Origin of the sequence: Mesorhizobium sp. M0830 (assembly GCF_040319965.1) — a bacterium.
Lineage (GTDB): Bacteria > Pseudomonadota > Alphaproteobacteria > Rhizobiales > Rhizobiaceae > Mesorhizobium.
In genome coordinates this window covers 48,518-64,615 of sequence record NZ_JAMYOR010000027.1, presented here as the reverse complement: position 1 = coordinate 64,615, position 16,098 = coordinate 48,518, and the positions used below count along the sequence as shown (strand labels likewise).

The following is a 16,098-nucleotide window of genomic DNA, read 5'->3' as shown; positions in this document are numbered from 1 at the left end:
GGTGACGGATGATTGCCGTCCATCACAGATAGTCAGTGCGATGGCTTGCCATCGGTAATGGCATCACGGATTTCCTTGTCCGACATGCCGGTGATGATCCGCTCGACTTCCAACACGCTGGTCTTCTTCGGGTCGATGTCGTCGGCGACCACCTTGCCCCGGCGCATGACGACGATGCGGTCGACCACCTGGAAGACATGGTGGATGTTGTGCGCGATGAAGATGCAGGAATGACCGGAATCGCGAGCGTTGCGAACGAAGCTGAGCACGCCCTGTGTTTCGGCGACGCCGAGATTGTTGGTCGGCTCGTCTAGGATGATCAGGTCGCTGTCGAAATGCATGGCGCGCGCGATCGCCACCGCCTGGCGCTCGCCGCCCGACAGCGAGCCGATCGGCGTCGTCGGCGGTATGTTCTTGGAGATGCCGACCTGCTTGAGCAGGTCGCGGGCGACGGTGTTCATCGCGTCCTGGTCCATCCGGTTGAGGAAGCGCGGTGGCTTTAGCGGCTCGCGCCCGAGGAACAGATTGCGGGCGATCGACAATTGCGTGACCAGTGCCGAGTCCTGGTAGATCGTCTCGATGCCCTGGGCGATGGCGTCGCTGGTGCTGCGAAGGCTTACCTTCTGGCCGCGGATGAAGATATCGCCGCTGGTCAAGGGAACGGCGCCCGAAAGCACCTTGATCAGCGTCGACTTGCCGGCGCCATTGTCGCCGAGCAGGCCGACGATCTCCCGTTCGTTGACATGGAAATTGGCATCCACCAGCGCCTGCACGCGGCCATAGGACTTGCGGATGTTCTGCATGCGGATCAGTGGCTCGGCCATGGTTCAAGTCCCTGCCTGATGCCGGCGTTCCAGCCATGAATGGAGCGCCATCATGCCAAGGATGATCGCGCCGATGAAGATGTTGTAGGCAAGGCCTGGCACGCCGATCAGCACGATGCCGTTGCGCATCACGCGCAGGATCAGGATGCCGAGCACGGTGCCGATGATGGTGCCGCGCCCGCCGGTGAGTGCTGTACCGCCGATCACCACCATGGCGATGACTTCCAGCTCGTAGCCGGTGCCGCTGTTGGGGTTGGCAGCCGAGGTGCGCAACGAAGAGATGACGCCGGCAAGCGAGGCCATGACCGACGACAGCACGAACAGGCCGATCTTGACGCCGCTGACATTGACGCCGCGGGCGCGCGCCGCATTGGGATTGCCGCCGGCCGCCTGGATCCAGTTGCCGGTCCGGCTCTGCGTCAGCACATAGCCGAGCGCGATGGCCGCGGCGATGAACCAGAAGAGCGACATGTAGATGCGGAACGGCCCGATGAAGAAATCGCCGACCAGCGCCTCTGCCAGCCAGCTGCCTTCCGCGCTCCAGGTGCGCTGCGGAAAGCCATCGGTGACGAAAAGGGCGGTACCGCGTACCACCAAAAGCATGCCGAGTGTCACCAGGAAGGACGGGATCTTGAGCTGCGTGACGAACCAGCCGTTGACCAGCCCGATGAAGCCGGCAACCAGCAGTGCGGCGACAAAGCCGACCTCCAGCGATGTCAGGCCGCTGTTGAACAGCGTCCACATCAGCACCGGCGAGAAACCGAACAGCGAACCGACCGAGAGGTCGAATTCGCCCGAGGTCATCAACAGCGTCATCGCCAGCGCGATCAGGCCGAGCTCGACCGTGAAGGCAAGCGTGTTGGAGATGTTCTGCGGCGACAGGAAGTCGTGGTTGATGCCCCAGAAAACGGCGATCTCGACGACGAGCAGCACGAGGGGGCCGAATTCTGGCCGTGCGACGAAGTGTTGGATGAACGAACGATTTTCCACGAGCAACCCGCGATATGGGTGGAAAGGCTGAGCCCTGCATATCCGTGCGTGAACGGCTCGGCGAAAATAGGAAGCCAGTCGCGACCACCGAGGCGATCGCGACTGTTTGGGCACGGGATATTACTTGCCGGACAGGATGTTGTCGTAGACCTGCGCGGTGTCCTTCTCGTAGAGCGCGCCGGTGATGACGTTGAAGCCCGGAGGAATGCCGCTCGCGGCCATATTGGCGAGCGAGAGTGCGACATAGCTGGTCGCCTGCGGATCCTGCCACTGGCCGGCATTGACGTAGCCGTTCAGCACTTCCTGGGTGGTGTCGAGCGAGTTGCCCCAGCCGACGACCGGGATTTCGCCCGGCTTGATGCCGACCTGGTCGAACACCCGCTTGATCGAGCCGGTGACGAGATCGCCGAGGCCGATGATCGCCTTGACCTTGGCTTTGTTGGCTGTGAGGTAGTCGACCATGCGGTTGATCACTTCAGCCTGGTCGAGCGTGGCTTCGGTGATTTCATAGGTGATGCCGAGCGGCCCGAAGACGCTCTTGATGCCTTCTTCTTCCTGGACGCCATAGGTGGCGCCGGGGACCTCGACAGGCATCCAGACGAAGTCGCCCTTCTTCACCAGCCCCTTGTCGACCAGGTATTGTGCCCAGTGCTTGCCGAAGGTGACATTGTCGCCGCCGACATACGCGTTGAAGTCCGCTTTCGGGTCCGGCGTGTTGAAATTGATGATCGGCACTTTCGCCGCACGCGCTTCCTTGACGATCTCTACCAGGCTGCCCGGATCGGGGCTCGTGGTGACGATGCCATCGGCCTTGGCGGAGAGGGCGGCGCGAACCGCTTCCTGCTGCGAGGCGACATCGCCATTGTGGAACGAGGTGTTGACGGTGTTGCCGGTGTCCTTGGCCCATTGCTTGGCGCCGGCCAGGAAGTAGGTCCAGACCGGATCGGCCGGGCCGCCATGCGAAATCCAGTAGAATGTCTTGGCCTGTGCCGCTGCCGGAACAATCGTCAGCGCCACCAACAGGCCGTATAGGACAAGTCTTAGCCGTGTCAGCATTTGATTTCCTCCCGTTTGTCGATGGTCAGTTCTCAATCCGTCCCTTGTTCCGGCGACCGCCGGATTGCGTCTTTGCCAGCGCCGCCAGAGCATTCCCTTTTTCGGCGGATGGCAAGCCTCCATCTGCAGATGTAGTTGGCGCCTGACGGGGCGCCATCAGCGCTCCCATCAGATCGCATCAGTTGAAGTGATTTTTCAGACTGTCGGATAACCGGCGTCGAGCTGAGCTCCAACGGGTCGTCCTGTTTGCCCGACCCGCGATAGCGCAACCAGCACTGACGAGGATGACGCCGGCGCCACTATCCGGACCAGCGTCAACTACCGCACCTGGCTGGGTGTCCAAAGATGCTAGATAAGATTGGCCTTCGCCAGTTCCCGCATCAGATGGCTGGCGCCGTAGGTCCAGTGCGGGCAATCGGGCGACAGCCGCACCCTGTTGACCAGCGCGCCGAATTTTTCCGACGAGATGGTGACGATATCGCCGACCTTGTGGGTAAAACCCTTGCCCTTTTCGCCGCGATCCTTCGACGGCACGAACATGGTGCCGAGATAGAGCGCCAGCCCGTCCGGATACTGATGGTGCGGCCCCATGGCGGCGGCCACCAGCTCTTCCGGCGAGCGGCTGATCTCGGCCATCGAGCTCGCTCCCTCCAGCGAGAACCCATCCTCGCCCTCGACCTTTAGGCGCACGACGGCCCGCTTGACGTCGTCGATCGAGAATTTGTCGTCGAACAGGCGGATGAAGGGACCGAGCGCGGCCGAGGCATTGTTGTCCTTGGCCTTGCCGAGCAGCAGCGCCGAACGCCCTTCGACGTCGCGCAGATTGACGTCGTTGCCGATGGTGGCGCCGACGATCCTGCCGCTGCTGGCGGCGATCATGGCGATCTCTGGCTCCGGATTGTTCCAGGTCGACACCGGGTGCAGGCCGACATCGGCGCCGAAGCCAACCGAGGCCATCGGCTGGCACTTGGTGAAGATCTCGGCATCGGGGCCTATGCCCACTTCCAGATATTGCGACCAGGCGCCGCGCGCGATGAGCTTGGCCTTGATCTCCATCGCTTCGGGCGAACCGGGCTTTAGTTTCGACAGATCGTGGCCGATCAGTCCGGCAATGTCGGCGCGGATGGCGTCCGCCTTTTCCGCCGAGCCGCGCGCCTGTTCCTCGATCACCCGTTCCAGCAGGCTGACGACAAAGGTGACGCCCGAGGCCTTTACTGCCTGCAGGTCGACTGGGGAGAGCAAATACGGCTTTGCCGGATCGCGCCTGGTTTCAAAACTGTTGGCGGCGATGTCATCGAGCGATCCGATCGGTTTGCCCTTGGCCGAGCGGACGTGCCCTGCCGGGTCGTCCAACTCGCAAAGGTCGCGCATGGTTGGCGCCGCACGCGACGTGATGTCGAAGACCGTGCCGTCGCGCACCGTGACCACCAGCGGATGCGAGGCGCTGCTGACGCGGCCGACAAAAAGCCCCTCGGTGGGCAGGTGCGTCTGGTTCGTCATGGTATTCGGTCCTCTGAAATGATCGGCAGTGCGGCTGACTGGATTGGGGCGGCACTTTCACCGGATTCCGGTCAAAGGTCTATCCCGTCTTGGGACTGCAATTGTCCGACAGGTCTGCTGGCGTTGGTCCAGAGGCAAAAGTTGGGAATGCTCTTTCAAAACTGTGAAATCCTGACTAGGATTTTCACCTGACGTAGCGCATTCAGGTGAACCTCTTGCCGGCACCATTCTCCGATCCGATCTGGCGCAAGTCGCAAGCGGCCTCGACGTTTCAATCACTTTTTCCCAGCGGCGAACGTGCCGACGTCGTCGTTGTCGGCGGTGGGATCATGGGGCTGTCGACTGGCTTGCATGCTGCCCGCCTTGGCCTGTCCGTGCAGGTGCTTGAGGCCGGCGAAATCGGCCAAGGTGCATCAGGACTGAATGGCGGCCAGGTCATTCCCGGCCTGAAATATGATCCGGAATGGTTGCTGGCGCATTTTGGCCCGGAGCGGGGCGAAACTCTCGTCGATTTCGCCGCCTCGACCGCCGATTCCGTCTTCGAGTTGATCCGCGGCGAAAAATTGGCGGTGCCGTTCGTTCGCAATGGCTGGATCCAGGCGGCGCACACCGAGGTTGCGCTGAAGGCCGCGGCAAACCGTGACCGGCAGTGGCGGGCGCGCGGTGCAGATGTCAGGCTTTTGAGCGCGACGGAGATCAGGGCGATGACCGGCGCGCAGGGCTATCTCGGCGGCTGGCTCGATCGCCGTGCAGGCGTCATCGATCCGCTTGCTTACACATCGGAACTGGCACGTATTGCCGCAGCAGCGGGCGCGAAAATCGCCGAACGTCAGAAGGTGGTCCGGTTGAAGGGGAGCGCCGGCGTTTGGCGGATCTCAACCGAGGACGGGGTGCAATTGCAGGCAAAAGCGGTCGTGCTGGCGACCAATGCCTATACGGATGGTCTGGTCCCCGGCCTCGCCGAGACGATCGTGCCGTTGCATTCGTTCCAGATCGCGACAGCGCGATTGCCACCCGACTTTTCAGCCACGATCCTGCCTGAGGGGCAGGCGGTGTCGGACTCCAGGCGCATTCTCGTCTACTACCGCAAGAGCGCCGACGGACGGCTGGTGCTTGGCGGGCGTGGCCGCATGGCCTTGCCGACGAGCACCAGTGACTGGGCACATCTTGAGCGGGCGCTGCGGCGGCTCTACCCCATGCTGTCCGAAATCGCTATCGAGAAGCGCTGGTTCGGCCGGGTGGCGATGACGCCGGACCACCTGCCGCACATCCACGAGCCGGAGCAGGGCCTGCTTGCCGTGGTCGGCTGCCAAGGGCGCGGTGTCGGCCTGATGACAGCGCTTGGTGGCCGTATCGCTGGCTATCTCCAAAGTGGCGACGCGAGGCAATTGCCGTTTCCGCTTTCAACGATCCAGCCGATCCCATTCCACGCCTTTCGGCAGGTCGGCGTCGCCGCGACCATCGCCTGGTATCGCCTGCTCGACGCGCTGGAGCGCTGACCACGGCAATTCATTCCAGCGGGGTTCGGTTTGGGAATCCGCTTGACAGTTTCATGAATATGAAAAACTCTAAGCCAATTTCAAGATTTCGGTAGGCAGGTCGATGTCGACCATCGTTGCAGCACCAGCGCCAGAGGCCCGGTCGTCATCGGGCTTCCGGGTCGCCATGCTGTTGCCGGGCGCGCTTGTCACCTTCCTGCTGATCCTGTTTGCCCTCGGCCTGGTGCTTTTCCTCGCCTTCCGCGGCAATGACGGTTCGCTGCTTGGCGCCGATTTCACCGTGGCGAATTTTGTCACCGTGGTGTCCGATCCGCTGTACTGGACGGTCACACTGCGCTCGCTGATCATTGCCGGCCTGGTCACGCTGGCCACGGTCGTCACCGCCTATCCCGTCGCTTACTATCTCGCCTTCCACGCCGGCCGGCGGCGCGGCCTGCTGCTGTTCCTGGTGACGCTACCGTTCTGGACCAGCTATCTCCTGCGCGTCTTCGCCTGGAAGATCGTGCTGGCCTATAATGGCGTTTTAAACTCGGCGCTGATCGAAAGCGGCATCTGGTCCGAGCCGACATTGGCCTTTCTCAACACGCCGGCCGCCGTCGTCGTCACGCTGGCGCACGCCTATGCGCCATTCGCCATCCTGCCGATCTACGTGGCGCTGGACACGATCCCGAAATCGCTGATCGAGGCCGCTTCCGATCTCGGCGCGCGGCCCTTCACCTCTTTCCGCCGTGTCGTGCTGCCCAATTCGATGCCGGGGGTGCTGGCGGCAGCCCTTGTCGTCTTCGTGCCGACGGTCGGCGACTATGTCACGCCGGCACTCGTCGGCGGTCCGGCCAGCACCATGATCGGCACGCTGATCCAGGCGCAATTCGGCAAGGCCAATGACTGGCCGTTTGGCGCGGCACTCTCCGTCGCCGTCATGCTGGTCATCCTCTGCGTGGTGCTGGTCGCGCGCTTCGCCGACCGCAGATTTGGCAGCCGCACATGAGAACCACGCGCACGCAGCGAGACGGCCGCTGGCTTGGCGCCTACGTCATCGCCTACCTGGTCTTTCTCTATCTGCCGGTGTTGCTGATCCCGCTGTTTTCCTTCAACAACTCGATCCAGGCGGCGTTTCCGCTGCAAGGCTTGACCTTGCAATGGTACGCGACTTTGTTCGGCAATTCGGCACTGACCAGTGCGCTCCTGAACAGCCTCGTCATCGGCGTCATTGCCGCCACGGGGGCTACGCTGTGCGGCATCACCGTATCCTATATGGACCTCTATGGCCGCTCGCCGCTGGCCGTCACCATTAGCGGCATTGCCCGACTGCCGATCCTGATCCCCGGCGTCATCGTCGGCATATCGCTGCTCATCCTCATCAACCTCATCGGCCTCGGGCCATCGCGCGTTGCCATCGTTCTCGGCCACATCCTGGTGGCGCTGCCAACGACGGTGGTGATCATGCGCAGCCGCTTCGCAGCCATCCCGAAAACCATTCGCGAGGCGGCTCTCGATCTCGGCGCTTCAGACTGGACGACGTTCCGGCGAGTCATGCTGCCGCTCAGCCTGCCGGCCATCGTCTCGGCCTTCATGCTGGCCTTCCTGATCTCCTTCGACGAATTCATCGTCGTCTTCTTCCTGGCCGGCACCGAGCCGACGCTGCCGCTCTACATCTGGAGCCAGCTCAGGTTCCCCAAATCGCTGCCGACGGTCATGGCGCTGGGCACGTCGATCCTGGCGGTGTCCTTCGTCATCGCGGCAGCAGCCGAAATCCTACGCCATCGCGGCCTGGCCGCAGCGGCGCCCGCCGTTCCACTGCAACCAAAACAAACCAAGAGAGGAGAACTGCAATGGCATTCGACCTGAAATCTAGCGACCTGAAATCTGGCGACCTGATATCTGGAAAGACTGTCCGGGCCGGTCTTGCCGCCCTGGCATTGGCGCTGTCGTCCACGGTCGCTTTCGCTGGCGACAAGCTGCAATATTTCACCTGGTCGGGCTACGAGCTGCCCGATTTCAACAAGAGCTTCCTGGTTGCGCACCCCGACGGCGTCGAGGCCTCGATCTTCGGCGACGACGACGACGCGTTCACCAAGGTCAAGGCCGGCTTCCGCCCCGATATTGCGCACCCTTGCTATGACAAGGTGGCGCGCTGGAACAAGGAAGGCCTGCTGCAGCCGATCGACACCAAGCGCATCAAGAACTGGGATTCGATCTTCCCGGTGTTCAAGAACCTGCCCGACCTGCAGGCCGGTGACGGCAAGGTCTGGATGGTGCCGTGGGACTGGGGCAACACCTCGATCCTCTACCGCACCGATCTGGTGAAGAATCCGGAGGCGAGCTGGAACCTCCTGTGGGACAAGCAGTATGCCGGCCGCATGGCGACCATCGACGCGGTGCACGACACGCCGATCGTTGCCGCACTTCTGGCCGGCGTCAATCCGTTCGACATGACGCCTGCCGAGATGGACAAGGTCGCCGAGAAGCTGCGCGAGCAACGCCCGCTGCTTTCCAGCTACACAACCGACATGACCTCGGTCGAACAGGCGCTGGCCAGCGGTCAGCTGGTCGCCGCCATGACCTGGAACGCGTCGGCCACCTCGCTGAAGAAGCAGGGCGTGCCGGTCGAGTTCATGAAGCCGAAGGAGGGCATGCTGACCTGGGCCTGCGGTTTCGTCATGCTCAAGGACGCCAAGAATGTCGATCTCGCCTATGATTTCATCAACAGCCGGCTGGACGCCGATTCCGGCAAATATCTGATCGAGTCCTATGGCTATGGCAGCTCGCTGGGTTCCGCCTTCGCCACCGTGCCGAAGGAGGAACTGGAAAAATTGCAACTGCCATCCGACCCGGAAGTGATGCTGAAGACCACCATCTTCACCGGCCCGATGAAACAGAATGACGAGCTGGCCAAGATGTTCGAGAAGGTGAAGGCCGGCGGGTGACTCTGGCCTTCCCTTCTCCCCTTGTGGGAGAAGGTGTCGCCGAAGGCGACGGATGAGGGGTGCTCCAGCTTGGCACTGGCGGCGCTCCGGCCAACACCCCTCATCCGTCTCGGCGCTGCGCGCCGATCCACCTTCTCCCACAAGGGGAGAAGGCAGAACCGCGAAGCACCGCGCCAGTGAAGTGACCACAACAAGGACAGATCTATGTACATGCTGGACGAAGCGGCTGAGAAGCCGAAGGACGATGCCGATGTGCGGGTCGGCCGGCGGGTGCGGGCGCTGCGGCTCGAGCGCAAGCTGTCGCTGGCCGATCTTGCCGCCAGGGCAGGCGTGTCGATCGGGGCACTGAGCCAGATCGAGCGCGGCATGTCCTCGCTGCGCGTCAAGGTGATCTGGCCGCTCGCCGCCGCCCTCGACATCGAGCCGTCGGCGCTGATCGCCGACGGCAACGATGCCGCCAACGATCTCTATTGTGTGCGCGCCGGCAGCCGGCGGCAGATCCCGGTCAAGTCGGAAGGCATTGCCAAGGCGCTGCTGTCGCCGCCTGGCGCGACGCTGACCGGCATGCTGGTGACGGTGGAAGCCGGCGGCGGCACGGCCGAGGCCTATGCCCATGCCGGCCATGAGTTCGGCTTCGTCCTGTCGGGCGAGGTCGAACTGGTGGTGGATGCGACAAGATACGTGCTGAAGGCGGGCGACAGTTTTGCCTTCAGGAGCACGCTTTTGCACGCCTTCCACAATCCGGGCGCCGAGCGCTGCCAGATCCTCTGGGTCAACACCACGAAGCCGTCCGAGGTCCGCGATGGCGCCTGATCTCCTCGTCCGGCTGCAGGCGGTCTCGAAGATCTTTCCCGGCGGCATCGTCGGGCTCGACGCCGTCGACCTCGACATTGTCAGCGGCGAGTTCATCACGCTGCTCGGCCCGTCCGGCTGTGGCAAGACCACCAGCCTGCGCGTCATCGCCGGCTTCGAAAGCCCGTCGAGCGGCAAGGTGGTGCTCGATGGCCGCGACATCACGGCGCTGCGGCCCTACGACCGGCCGGTCAACACCGTGTTCCAGGATTACGCGCTGTTTCCGCACATGAACGTTGAAGAAAATGTCGGCTTCGGCCTGTCGCTGCGCAGACTTTCAGGCAGCCAACAGGCAAAACGCGTCGGCGAAGCGCTCGACATGGTCGGCCTCGCCGACAAGATCGGCGCCCGCGTCTCCGAACTGTCGGGCGGCCAGCGCCAGCGCGTCGCGCTCGCCCGCGCCATTGTCTGTGAACCGCGCGTGCTGTTGCTCGACGAGCCGCTGTCGGCGCTCGACGCGCATCTGCGTGAGCAGATGCAGGTCGAACTGAAGCGGTTGCAGTCGCGGCTCGGCACCACCTTCGTCATGGTCACCCACGACCAGACCGAAGCGCTGTCGATCTCGGATCGCATCGTCGTCATGAACAAGGGCCGCATCGAGCAGATCGCACCGCCCGCCACACTCTACGACCGGCCCGCCACCACCTTCGTCGCCAGCTTCATCGGCACGATGAACCTGCTGCGGTCGCGTTTCATTGGTCGCGACGGCGATCGCCTGCATTTCGCCGCCGGCGCTCTGCCGCTGGAAGCCACCTCCGAAACAGGCGAGGCTCCCGCTGAAGGGGCCATGCGCACCGTCGGCGTGCGGCCGGAGGATCTGCTGGCGGCCACCGAGGCCGCGATCGGCACGGCGCCGGCGCGTGTCAACAGCATCGTCTTTCACGGTCGCACGCTGCGCCTGCATGCCGAACTCGGGCAGGGCGCACCTGTCGTTATCGACGCGCCGCGCCAGGCCGAGGGTTTTCAATTCAGCGTCGGCGACGTCGCGCATATCAGCCTGCGCCGTGGCGCCAACTGCCCAGTGCTGCCGGGCTAGGCTCATCGACGTAACAATCGGAGCACACATTCGCGCCGTTTGGGCCACAAGCAGTCCATGGCCGCAAATGTGACGACTGGGCGACCCATGATTTTCTCGAGGTCATGGACATCATCGGGTATGGGGCTTGGTGGGTTGAGGGCCAAGTTCGGGTCGGCGGTTGGCCTGGCCTATCTGGGACCCTCCTGCCGGTCGTGAACAAACAAGAACATGAAATTAAGTATGATTTGACTGCCATGGAATATATTCCTAAATCTGATCGATGCCGGAACCTAGCAGCCGACCGCGCCGAAATGTGCAAACCCTGTGCCTGGCGCACGACGTCGGGCAACTCGTTCGCGTCCGATGCCGGAACTGCAACATCACTCGGCACTACCTGCCCGGCGACCTCGCAAAGCTGGTCGGTGACATTCCCTTTTGGGATGTGGAACGGCATATGCGGTGTGAACGCTGCAAACTACGCGAGCTTGACGCCGACATCATCCTTCCGAGTGCTGCTGAACGATTGAAAATTCATGTCAGGCGCCTTGTCGAGATCCGCATGGTTCGCCGGGTGATCTGGCGAGACGAGGGTTGAGAAGGGGCTGACACGGCGATTCTGCAACTTAGAAAAGTGATCCCTGGGCTGGCACGTGCTGCGGGAACTTGATCTGTGTGGCTGGTTTCTCGACGATCACCAACGCGTCGTCGAGCGCAGTCCGCTGCAAATGCCGTGCTTCTGACCATGGCGCTGTCAGCCAGGCCTCGGTCTCTTCCGACGTCGTCAGGATCACCGGCATGGCCTTCTCATGGATCGGCGCGATGAGCGCATTAGGCCTGGTTGTCATGAAGGCATACAACTCGAAGTCACCAGGACCATCCTTGACTTTCCGCACGCCATGCCAACTGGTCCAAAAACCGGCGAAGAAAAACAAAGGTCGGCTTTGGTCTCGGGCAAACCAATAATTGCGCTGGATTCCTGTTTCCGGGTCCTTGTCGTTCGGTGTGGGGCTGGGTTCTGCAAAGCTGGTCACGGGCACGACGCATCGATGCTCGACGCCGACAAACTGTTGCCAGTGCGAATATTGCGGATTGCGAACGTTCGTGGTGCCGTAGTCGGCCCTAGCTTTCATGCGCTCTGGCGGCGTTGGCAAACCCCAAAGCAGTTTCGCCAGCTCACGCGTCCCGTCTGGCGTATTGCGAACAACCGGGCCGGCCTGATTTGGATAGATGTCGACCGAAGGTTCAAGGTTGCCGATGACGTCGCGCAGTGTGCGTGTCCATTGGCGGACCGCCTCTTGCGTTGTGGTGATGTTGTAGAGGTTGCACATTTACCTAGGATCGCGGAAATGGCTCGTGTCCGCAACCGAATGTGCGGGGATCCGGTCCCGCGATATCATCCTGACGTGACGTGTCAGCTACGACCGGCCAGACGATGGCAAGCCAGCAACCTGTCCCCTATTTGCAATGCGTCGGAACAGGAGGAACACAAATGACCATCGCGGAAATTGCCAAGGATTTCACCGAACTGCTCAAGCAGGGCGAACACGAAGCGGCCGCCGAAAAATACAATGCCGACGATATCGTCAGCCTCGAAGCCATGGAGGGGCCGATGGCCATCGCCCGTGGCAAGGAGGCTCTCAGGCAGAAGGGCCAGTGGTGGCAGGAGAACAATGAAGTGCATGGCGGCTCGGTCGAGGGGCCCTATGTCAACGGCGACCAGTTCGCGGTGCGCTTCAAGTTCGACATAACGCCCAAGGCTACCGGCGAGCGTGTCACCATGGACGAAGTTGGCCTGTACACGGTCAAGAACGGCAAGATTGCCGAAGAGCGCTTCTACTATTGAGGCCGGAGCGGCTTTAGGGAGCTTGCTCCCTTCGCAGTTGGGTGGAGATCAGGGTGGCGGTCAAGACGATGTCTTGGCCGCCACGTGCGAGGTTCAGATCGTCTTCACATACGCCAAACCAGCCGCTCGTTCGGCACGATTTCGAGAAAGCAGCAATGGCGGTCGTTGACCTCATTGCGGTCTCGCGACTGCATGCGCGTCCGGAACAGTCCGCCGGGGCACCGATGCGGCCGCTGGCAAAGTGCGCTGAGCGTCCTTAGTCTGCGATCAGATTCGAATCCGAAGGGCGGCCACTGTTTTGACGATCACCATCTACGGCATCACCACCTGCGACACCGTCAAGAAGGCGCGCGTCTGGCTGGAGGGCCATGACGTTGCCTACCGGTTTCACGATTTCAGGGCAGAGGGGCTGGACGCCAAGCGGCTCGACGGCTGGGTTGGCAAGGTCGGCTGGGAAAAGCTGCTCAACAAGGCAAGCACGACGTTCCGCGAACTGGCTGACAAGGACAAGCAGGGTCTGGATGAAAAGAAGGCCAAGGCGTTGATGCTGGCCAAGCCGACCATGATCAAGCGGCCGGTGCTGGAGGTCGGCGAGCGCGTCCTCGTCGGCTTCAAGCCGGATGTTTATGAGCAGGCGGTAGGCGAAAAGTAGAGCCAACGGAACTGCGAAGCTGCCAATCTCCCCCTTGCGGGGGAGATGGCCGGCAGGCCAGAGGGGGGTGCGAAGGATCGCCATCCTTGAAGAAATTATTCTGATGCAAAGCTGTCGAAGCATCTTGCCGGGAGTGGTTGCCAGGTCGGTGGGACAGCACCCCCTCTGCCCTGCCGGGCATCTCCCCCGCAAGGGGGGAGATTGGCCAATCGCCGACCTTGCAGATTGTGGGCGCCCTTCAATCCGTCTTTCTGAGATACGCCGCCAGCGCCAACGCATTGTTGTGGGCCTCGTCATGCGCGCCATAGAGCAGCGTCACCTTGCCGTGGCGAAGCAGGCCGCGCAATTTGTCCACTGCCTCGCCGTTTCCATCCAGCTCAGCGCGATACCGCTTCCGAAACTCAGCCCAGCGCGACGCCTCATGGCCGAACCATTTGCGCAAATCATCGCTCGGCGCGATCTCCTTCAGCCACAGCGTCAGCGCCGCGTCTTGCTTGCTGACGCCACGTGGCCAGATTCGGTCGACCAGAACCCGCTGCCCATCGTCGGGCGCGGGTGGTTCGTAGATCCGCTTGACCGCCAGATCGAAGGCCATCGGACCCTCCGCAAACCGGTCAGGCCCACTCGCCCTTGCGCATGACGGGCACGCGGGCGCCGTCCTTGTGGACGCCATCGATATCGATCTTGTCCGAACCGATCATCCAGTCGATGTGGATGAAACTCTTGTTGCCGCCACGTGCGGCGATCTCGTCCTGGCTGAGCGAGGCGCCGTCGACGAAGCACTTCGAATAGCACTGGCCGAGGGCGATGTGACAGGCGGCGTTCTCGTCGAACAGCGTGTTGAAGAACAACAGCCCGCTCGCCGAAATCGGCGAGGAATGCGGCACCAACGCCACCTCGCCGAGACGGCGCGCGCCCTCATCGGTGTCGAGCACCTTCTTAAGCACGTCCTCGCCCTTCGAAGCCTTGGCCTCGACGATCCTGCCTTCTTCGAAGCGCACCGATATATCGTCGATCAGCGTGCCCTGATAGGACAGCGGCTTGGTCGACCTAACATGGCCCTCGACGCGCCTTGCATGCGGCGTGGTGAAGACCTCTTCGGTCGGGATGTTGGGATTGCAGGTGATGCCGTTCTTGGCGGTCGAAGCGCCGCCCATCCATTCATGGCCGTCCGCCAGCCCGACGGTCAGGTCGGTACCCGGCCCGGTGAAGTGCAGCGCATGGAAATTATGGCGGTTGAGCCATTCGGTCCGGCTGCGAAGCGCTGCGTTGTGCGCCTTCCAGTTGCCGATCGGATCCTCCACATCCACCCGCGAAGCGGCGAAGATGGCATCGGCGAGCTTCACCACCGCAACATCGTCGGCATCGCCGGGGAACACCTGCCTGGCCCAGGCGAGGTCCGGATAGGCGACGATGTTCCAGTTGATGTCGAAGCCGGTGATCTTCTCCAGCGCCGGCTGATAGGCCATCGAATTGGCCTTGTTGGCGCGCGCCACTTTCGCCGGGTCCTGTGCCGACAAAAGCGACGGATCCTCGCCGCGCACGGCAAGCCTGGCCGCATTGTCGGCAAAGGCTTTCGCCATGCCTTCGTAGAGCCAGCCGGCGGCGCGGTCGAAGCTCGCATCGGCGCCAAAGCGATAGCGCGCCAGCGTCATCTCGTCGTCGTTGAAGATCGGCGTCACCAGTCCGGCGCCGGCCTTGTACGCATGCTCGACGATCCGCCTGGTCAGCGGCAATGCCGCGATCGACGATGTCACCACCAGATCCTGTCCCGGCTGCAGTTGCAGCCCAATCTTGATGGCGACCTCCGCCAGCCTGTCGAGCTTCACCGGGTCGATCGATGCGGAAACGCCGCGCGAATGTGTGGTCATGATCCTGCCTGTCGTAGTTTGATATCCGACTTTACATAGACCGGTGCCACGGTCGTTTCCACCGCGATCGCGCCGGTAGCGCCCGTGGTCGTAGACCCGAACTGCTCCATGGTCGCCTCGATCTCTTCCTTGATCCAGGCCTTGAAGTCCCGGACCTTGCGGCTTTCGGTCTTGGCAGAGGAGGTCACCAGCCAATAACCGAGGCCGCTCTGGGCGCGGATTCCGAAAGGCGCCACCAGCCGGCCATCGGCGAGCGCATCGGCGGTGAGCAGTTGCCAGCCCAGCATCACGCCATGGCCGGCAATCGCCGATTCCAGGCACAGCATCGGGTCGGTGAAACGCGCGCCCTTCAAGAAGGTGACCGGCGGGACACCGGCCGTCTCGAACCAACTGTCCCAACTGATCATCGCCCGCTCGTCGGTGATCGCGCAGGTCTGGGCAAGGTCCTCGATCGACCTCAGTTTTCTGGCGATCGCCGGCGCGCAGACCGGGAAGACTTCCTGCGCCAGGAGCAGTTCCTTGCGTCCGCCCGGCCACTTGCCGTCACCAAGCCGGATGGCGATGTCGATGTCGGAATGATCGAGATCGGCCAGCCGCACCGAAGCGTCGATGCGCAACAGCACGTTGGGATGCCGGGCGAAGTGACGCGACAGTCGCGGCAGCAGCCATTTTGAGGCAAAGGCCGGCGCCACCGAAACCACCAGGGTGCATTGCGTGGCTTCGTCCGCCAGCGCCACGGCGTGGGCAAGCTCGCGAAATCCAGCACCAAGGCGGGGCGCGAAGAGGGCGCCGAATTCGGTCAGCACGAGACCGCTCGCCGTTCGCTCGAACAGCGTCTGGCCGAGTTGCTTCTCGGTACGGCTTATCTGCTGGCTGACGGCGCTGACGGACACGTTGAGTTCACTAGCGGCGGCCGCCAGAGATCCAAGACGGGCAACGGTTTCGACGGCGCGGAGGCCGTTGAGATGGACGCGGTTGAGCATGGTCATTGAGATTTTCTAAACCGGCCCGGCCGAAATCTCAATTGAAACACCCGTCGAAACGGCAGATTTTATGCAAGGGAAGA

General features: G+C 62.6%; 18 protein-coding genes. 9 read left to right on the top strand and 9 right to left on the bottom strand.

The window, feature by feature from the left end; genetic code table 11:
* Window positions 1–32: 32 nt before the first annotated feature.
* The 4 genes from NKI20_RS17665 to NKI20_RS17650 form a co-directional block, all read right to left on the bottom strand.
* Window positions 33–824, bottom strand: coding sequence for an ATP-binding cassette domain-containing protein (locus tag NKI20_RS17665; RefSeq protein ID WP_352832424.1), 792 nt, complete (start codon window positions 822–824; stop codon window positions 33–35).
* 3 nt (window positions 825–827) lie between these two features.
* The gene (locus NKI20_RS17660) at window positions 828–1,814 is read right to left on the bottom strand and encodes an ABC transporter permease (RefSeq protein WP_352729171.1); all 987 of its coding nucleotides are present in this window, start codon (window positions 1,812–1,814) and stop codon (window positions 828–830) included.
* Window positions 1,815–1,934: 120 nt separating this feature from the next.
* Window positions 1,935–2,870 (bottom strand): substrate-binding domain-containing protein, encoded by a 936-nt coding sequence (locus NKI20_RS17655; RefSeq protein ID WP_023759038.1) that lies wholly within the window; start codon window positions 2,868–2,870, stop codon window positions 1,935–1,937.
* A 348-nt stretch (window positions 2,871–3,218) separates the two neighbouring features.
* Complete coding sequence (locus NKI20_RS17650; RefSeq protein ID WP_352832419.1) at window positions 3,219–4,370, bottom strand: fumarylacetoacetate hydrolase family protein; 1,152 nt, start codon at window positions 4,368–4,370, stop codon at window positions 3,219–3,221.
* A 215-nt stretch (window positions 4,371–4,585) separates the two neighbouring features.
* Here NKI20_RS17650 and NKI20_RS17645 point away from each other — a divergent pair, with 215 nt between their 5' ends.
* The 7 genes from NKI20_RS17645 (at window position 4,586) to NKI20_RS17615 (ending at window position 11,193) form a co-directional block, all read left to right on the top strand.
* Window positions 4,586–5,869: an NAD(P)/FAD-dependent oxidoreductase gene (locus NKI20_RS17645; RefSeq protein WP_352832416.1), complete on the top strand. Its 1,284-nt coding sequence runs from the start codon at window positions 4,586–4,588 to the stop codon at window positions 5,867–5,869.
* A 103-nt stretch (window positions 5,870–5,972) separates the two neighbouring features.
* On the top strand, window positions 5,973–6,857 hold the full coding sequence (locus NKI20_RS17640) for an ABC transporter permease (protein ID WP_352832413.1): 885 nt from the start codon (window positions 5,973–5,975) through the stop codon (window positions 6,855–6,857).
* The gene (locus NKI20_RS17635; protein ID WP_352832410.1) at window positions 6,854–7,717 is read left to right on the top strand and encodes an ABC transporter permease; all 864 of its coding nucleotides are present in this window, start codon (window positions 6,854–6,856) and stop codon (window positions 7,715–7,717) included. The genes NKI20_RS17640 and NKI20_RS17635 overlap by 4 nt, the downstream gene beginning before the upstream one ends.
* A complete protein-coding gene (locus NKI20_RS17630) occupies window positions 7,702–8,796 on the top strand; it encodes an ABC transporter substrate-binding protein (protein WP_352832407.1) in 1,095 nt (364 codons plus the stop codon). Before NKI20_RS17635 ends, NKI20_RS17630 begins: the two co-directional genes overlap by 16 nt.
* Window positions 8,797–9,000: 204 nt before the next feature.
* Complete coding sequence (locus NKI20_RS17625) at window positions 9,001–9,609, top strand: cupin domain-containing protein (protein ID WP_352832404.1); 609 nt, start codon at window positions 9,001–9,003, stop codon at window positions 9,607–9,609.
* Window positions 9,599–10,684 (top strand): ABC transporter ATP-binding protein, encoded by a 1,086-nt coding sequence (locus NKI20_RS17620; protein WP_352832401.1) that lies wholly within the window; start codon window positions 9,599–9,601, stop codon window positions 10,682–10,684. The genes NKI20_RS17625 and NKI20_RS17620 overlap by 11 nt, the downstream gene beginning before the upstream one ends.
* Window positions 10,685–10,788: 104 nt before the next feature.
* A complete protein-coding gene (locus NKI20_RS17615; protein ID WP_352832398.1) occupies window positions 10,789–11,193 on the top strand; it encodes a hypothetical protein in 405 nt (134 codons plus the stop codon).
* A 96-nt stretch (window positions 11,194–11,289) separates the two neighbouring features.
* On the opposite strand, the gene NKI20_RS17610 is transcribed toward NKI20_RS17615, so the two are convergent.
* Window positions 11,290–11,994, bottom strand: a complete 705-nt coding sequence (locus NKI20_RS17610; RefSeq protein WP_352832395.1) for an SOS response-associated peptidase — start codon at window positions 11,992–11,994, stop codon at window positions 11,290–11,292.
* Between the two features lie 161 nt (window positions 11,995–12,155).
* On the opposite strand from NKI20_RS17610, the gene NKI20_RS17605 reads away from it, so the two are divergent.
* On the top strand, window positions 12,156–12,509 hold the full coding sequence (locus tag NKI20_RS17605) for a nuclear transport factor 2 family protein (protein ID WP_023759048.1): 354 nt from the start codon (window positions 12,156–12,158) through the stop codon (window positions 12,507–12,509).
* A 104-nt stretch (window positions 12,510–12,613) separates the two neighbouring features.
* Here the strand turns inward: NKI20_RS17605 and NKI20_RS17600 are convergent, their stop codons facing one another.
* Window positions 12,614–12,718, bottom strand: coding sequence for an SRPBCC family protein (locus NKI20_RS17600; protein ID WP_280948949.1), 105 nt, complete (start codon window positions 12,716–12,718; stop codon window positions 12,614–12,616).
* An 89-nt stretch (window positions 12,719–12,807) separates the two neighbouring features.
* On the opposite strand from NKI20_RS17600, the gene NKI20_RS17595 reads away from it, so the two are divergent.
* Window positions 12,808–13,161, top strand: a complete 354-nt coding sequence (locus tag NKI20_RS17595; RefSeq protein ID WP_352832392.1) for an ArsC family reductase — start codon at window positions 12,808–12,810, stop codon at window positions 13,159–13,161.
* A 238-nt stretch (window positions 13,162–13,399) separates the two neighbouring features.
* On the opposite strand, the gene NKI20_RS17590 is transcribed toward NKI20_RS17595, so the two are convergent.
* Genes NKI20_RS17590 through NKI20_RS17580 form a run of 3 tightly spaced genes read right to left on the bottom strand, consistent with a single transcriptional unit; the run spans window position 13,400 to window position 16,021 of the window.
* Entirely contained in the window at window positions 13,400–13,756 is a 357-nt protein-coding gene (locus NKI20_RS17590) for a DUF488 domain-containing protein (RefSeq protein WP_352832389.1), read from the bottom strand.
* A gap of 19 nt (window positions 13,757–13,775) precedes the next feature.
* Entirely contained in the window at window positions 13,776–15,032 is a 1,257-nt protein-coding gene (locus tag NKI20_RS17585) for an aminopeptidase (protein ID WP_352832387.1), read from the bottom strand.
* A complete protein-coding gene (locus tag NKI20_RS17580) occupies window positions 15,029–16,021 on the bottom strand; it encodes a LysR substrate-binding domain-containing protein (protein WP_352832384.1) in 993 nt (330 codons plus the stop codon). Before NKI20_RS17580 ends, NKI20_RS17585 begins: the two co-directional genes overlap by 4 nt.
* Window positions 16,022–16,098 lie beyond the last annotated feature (77 nt).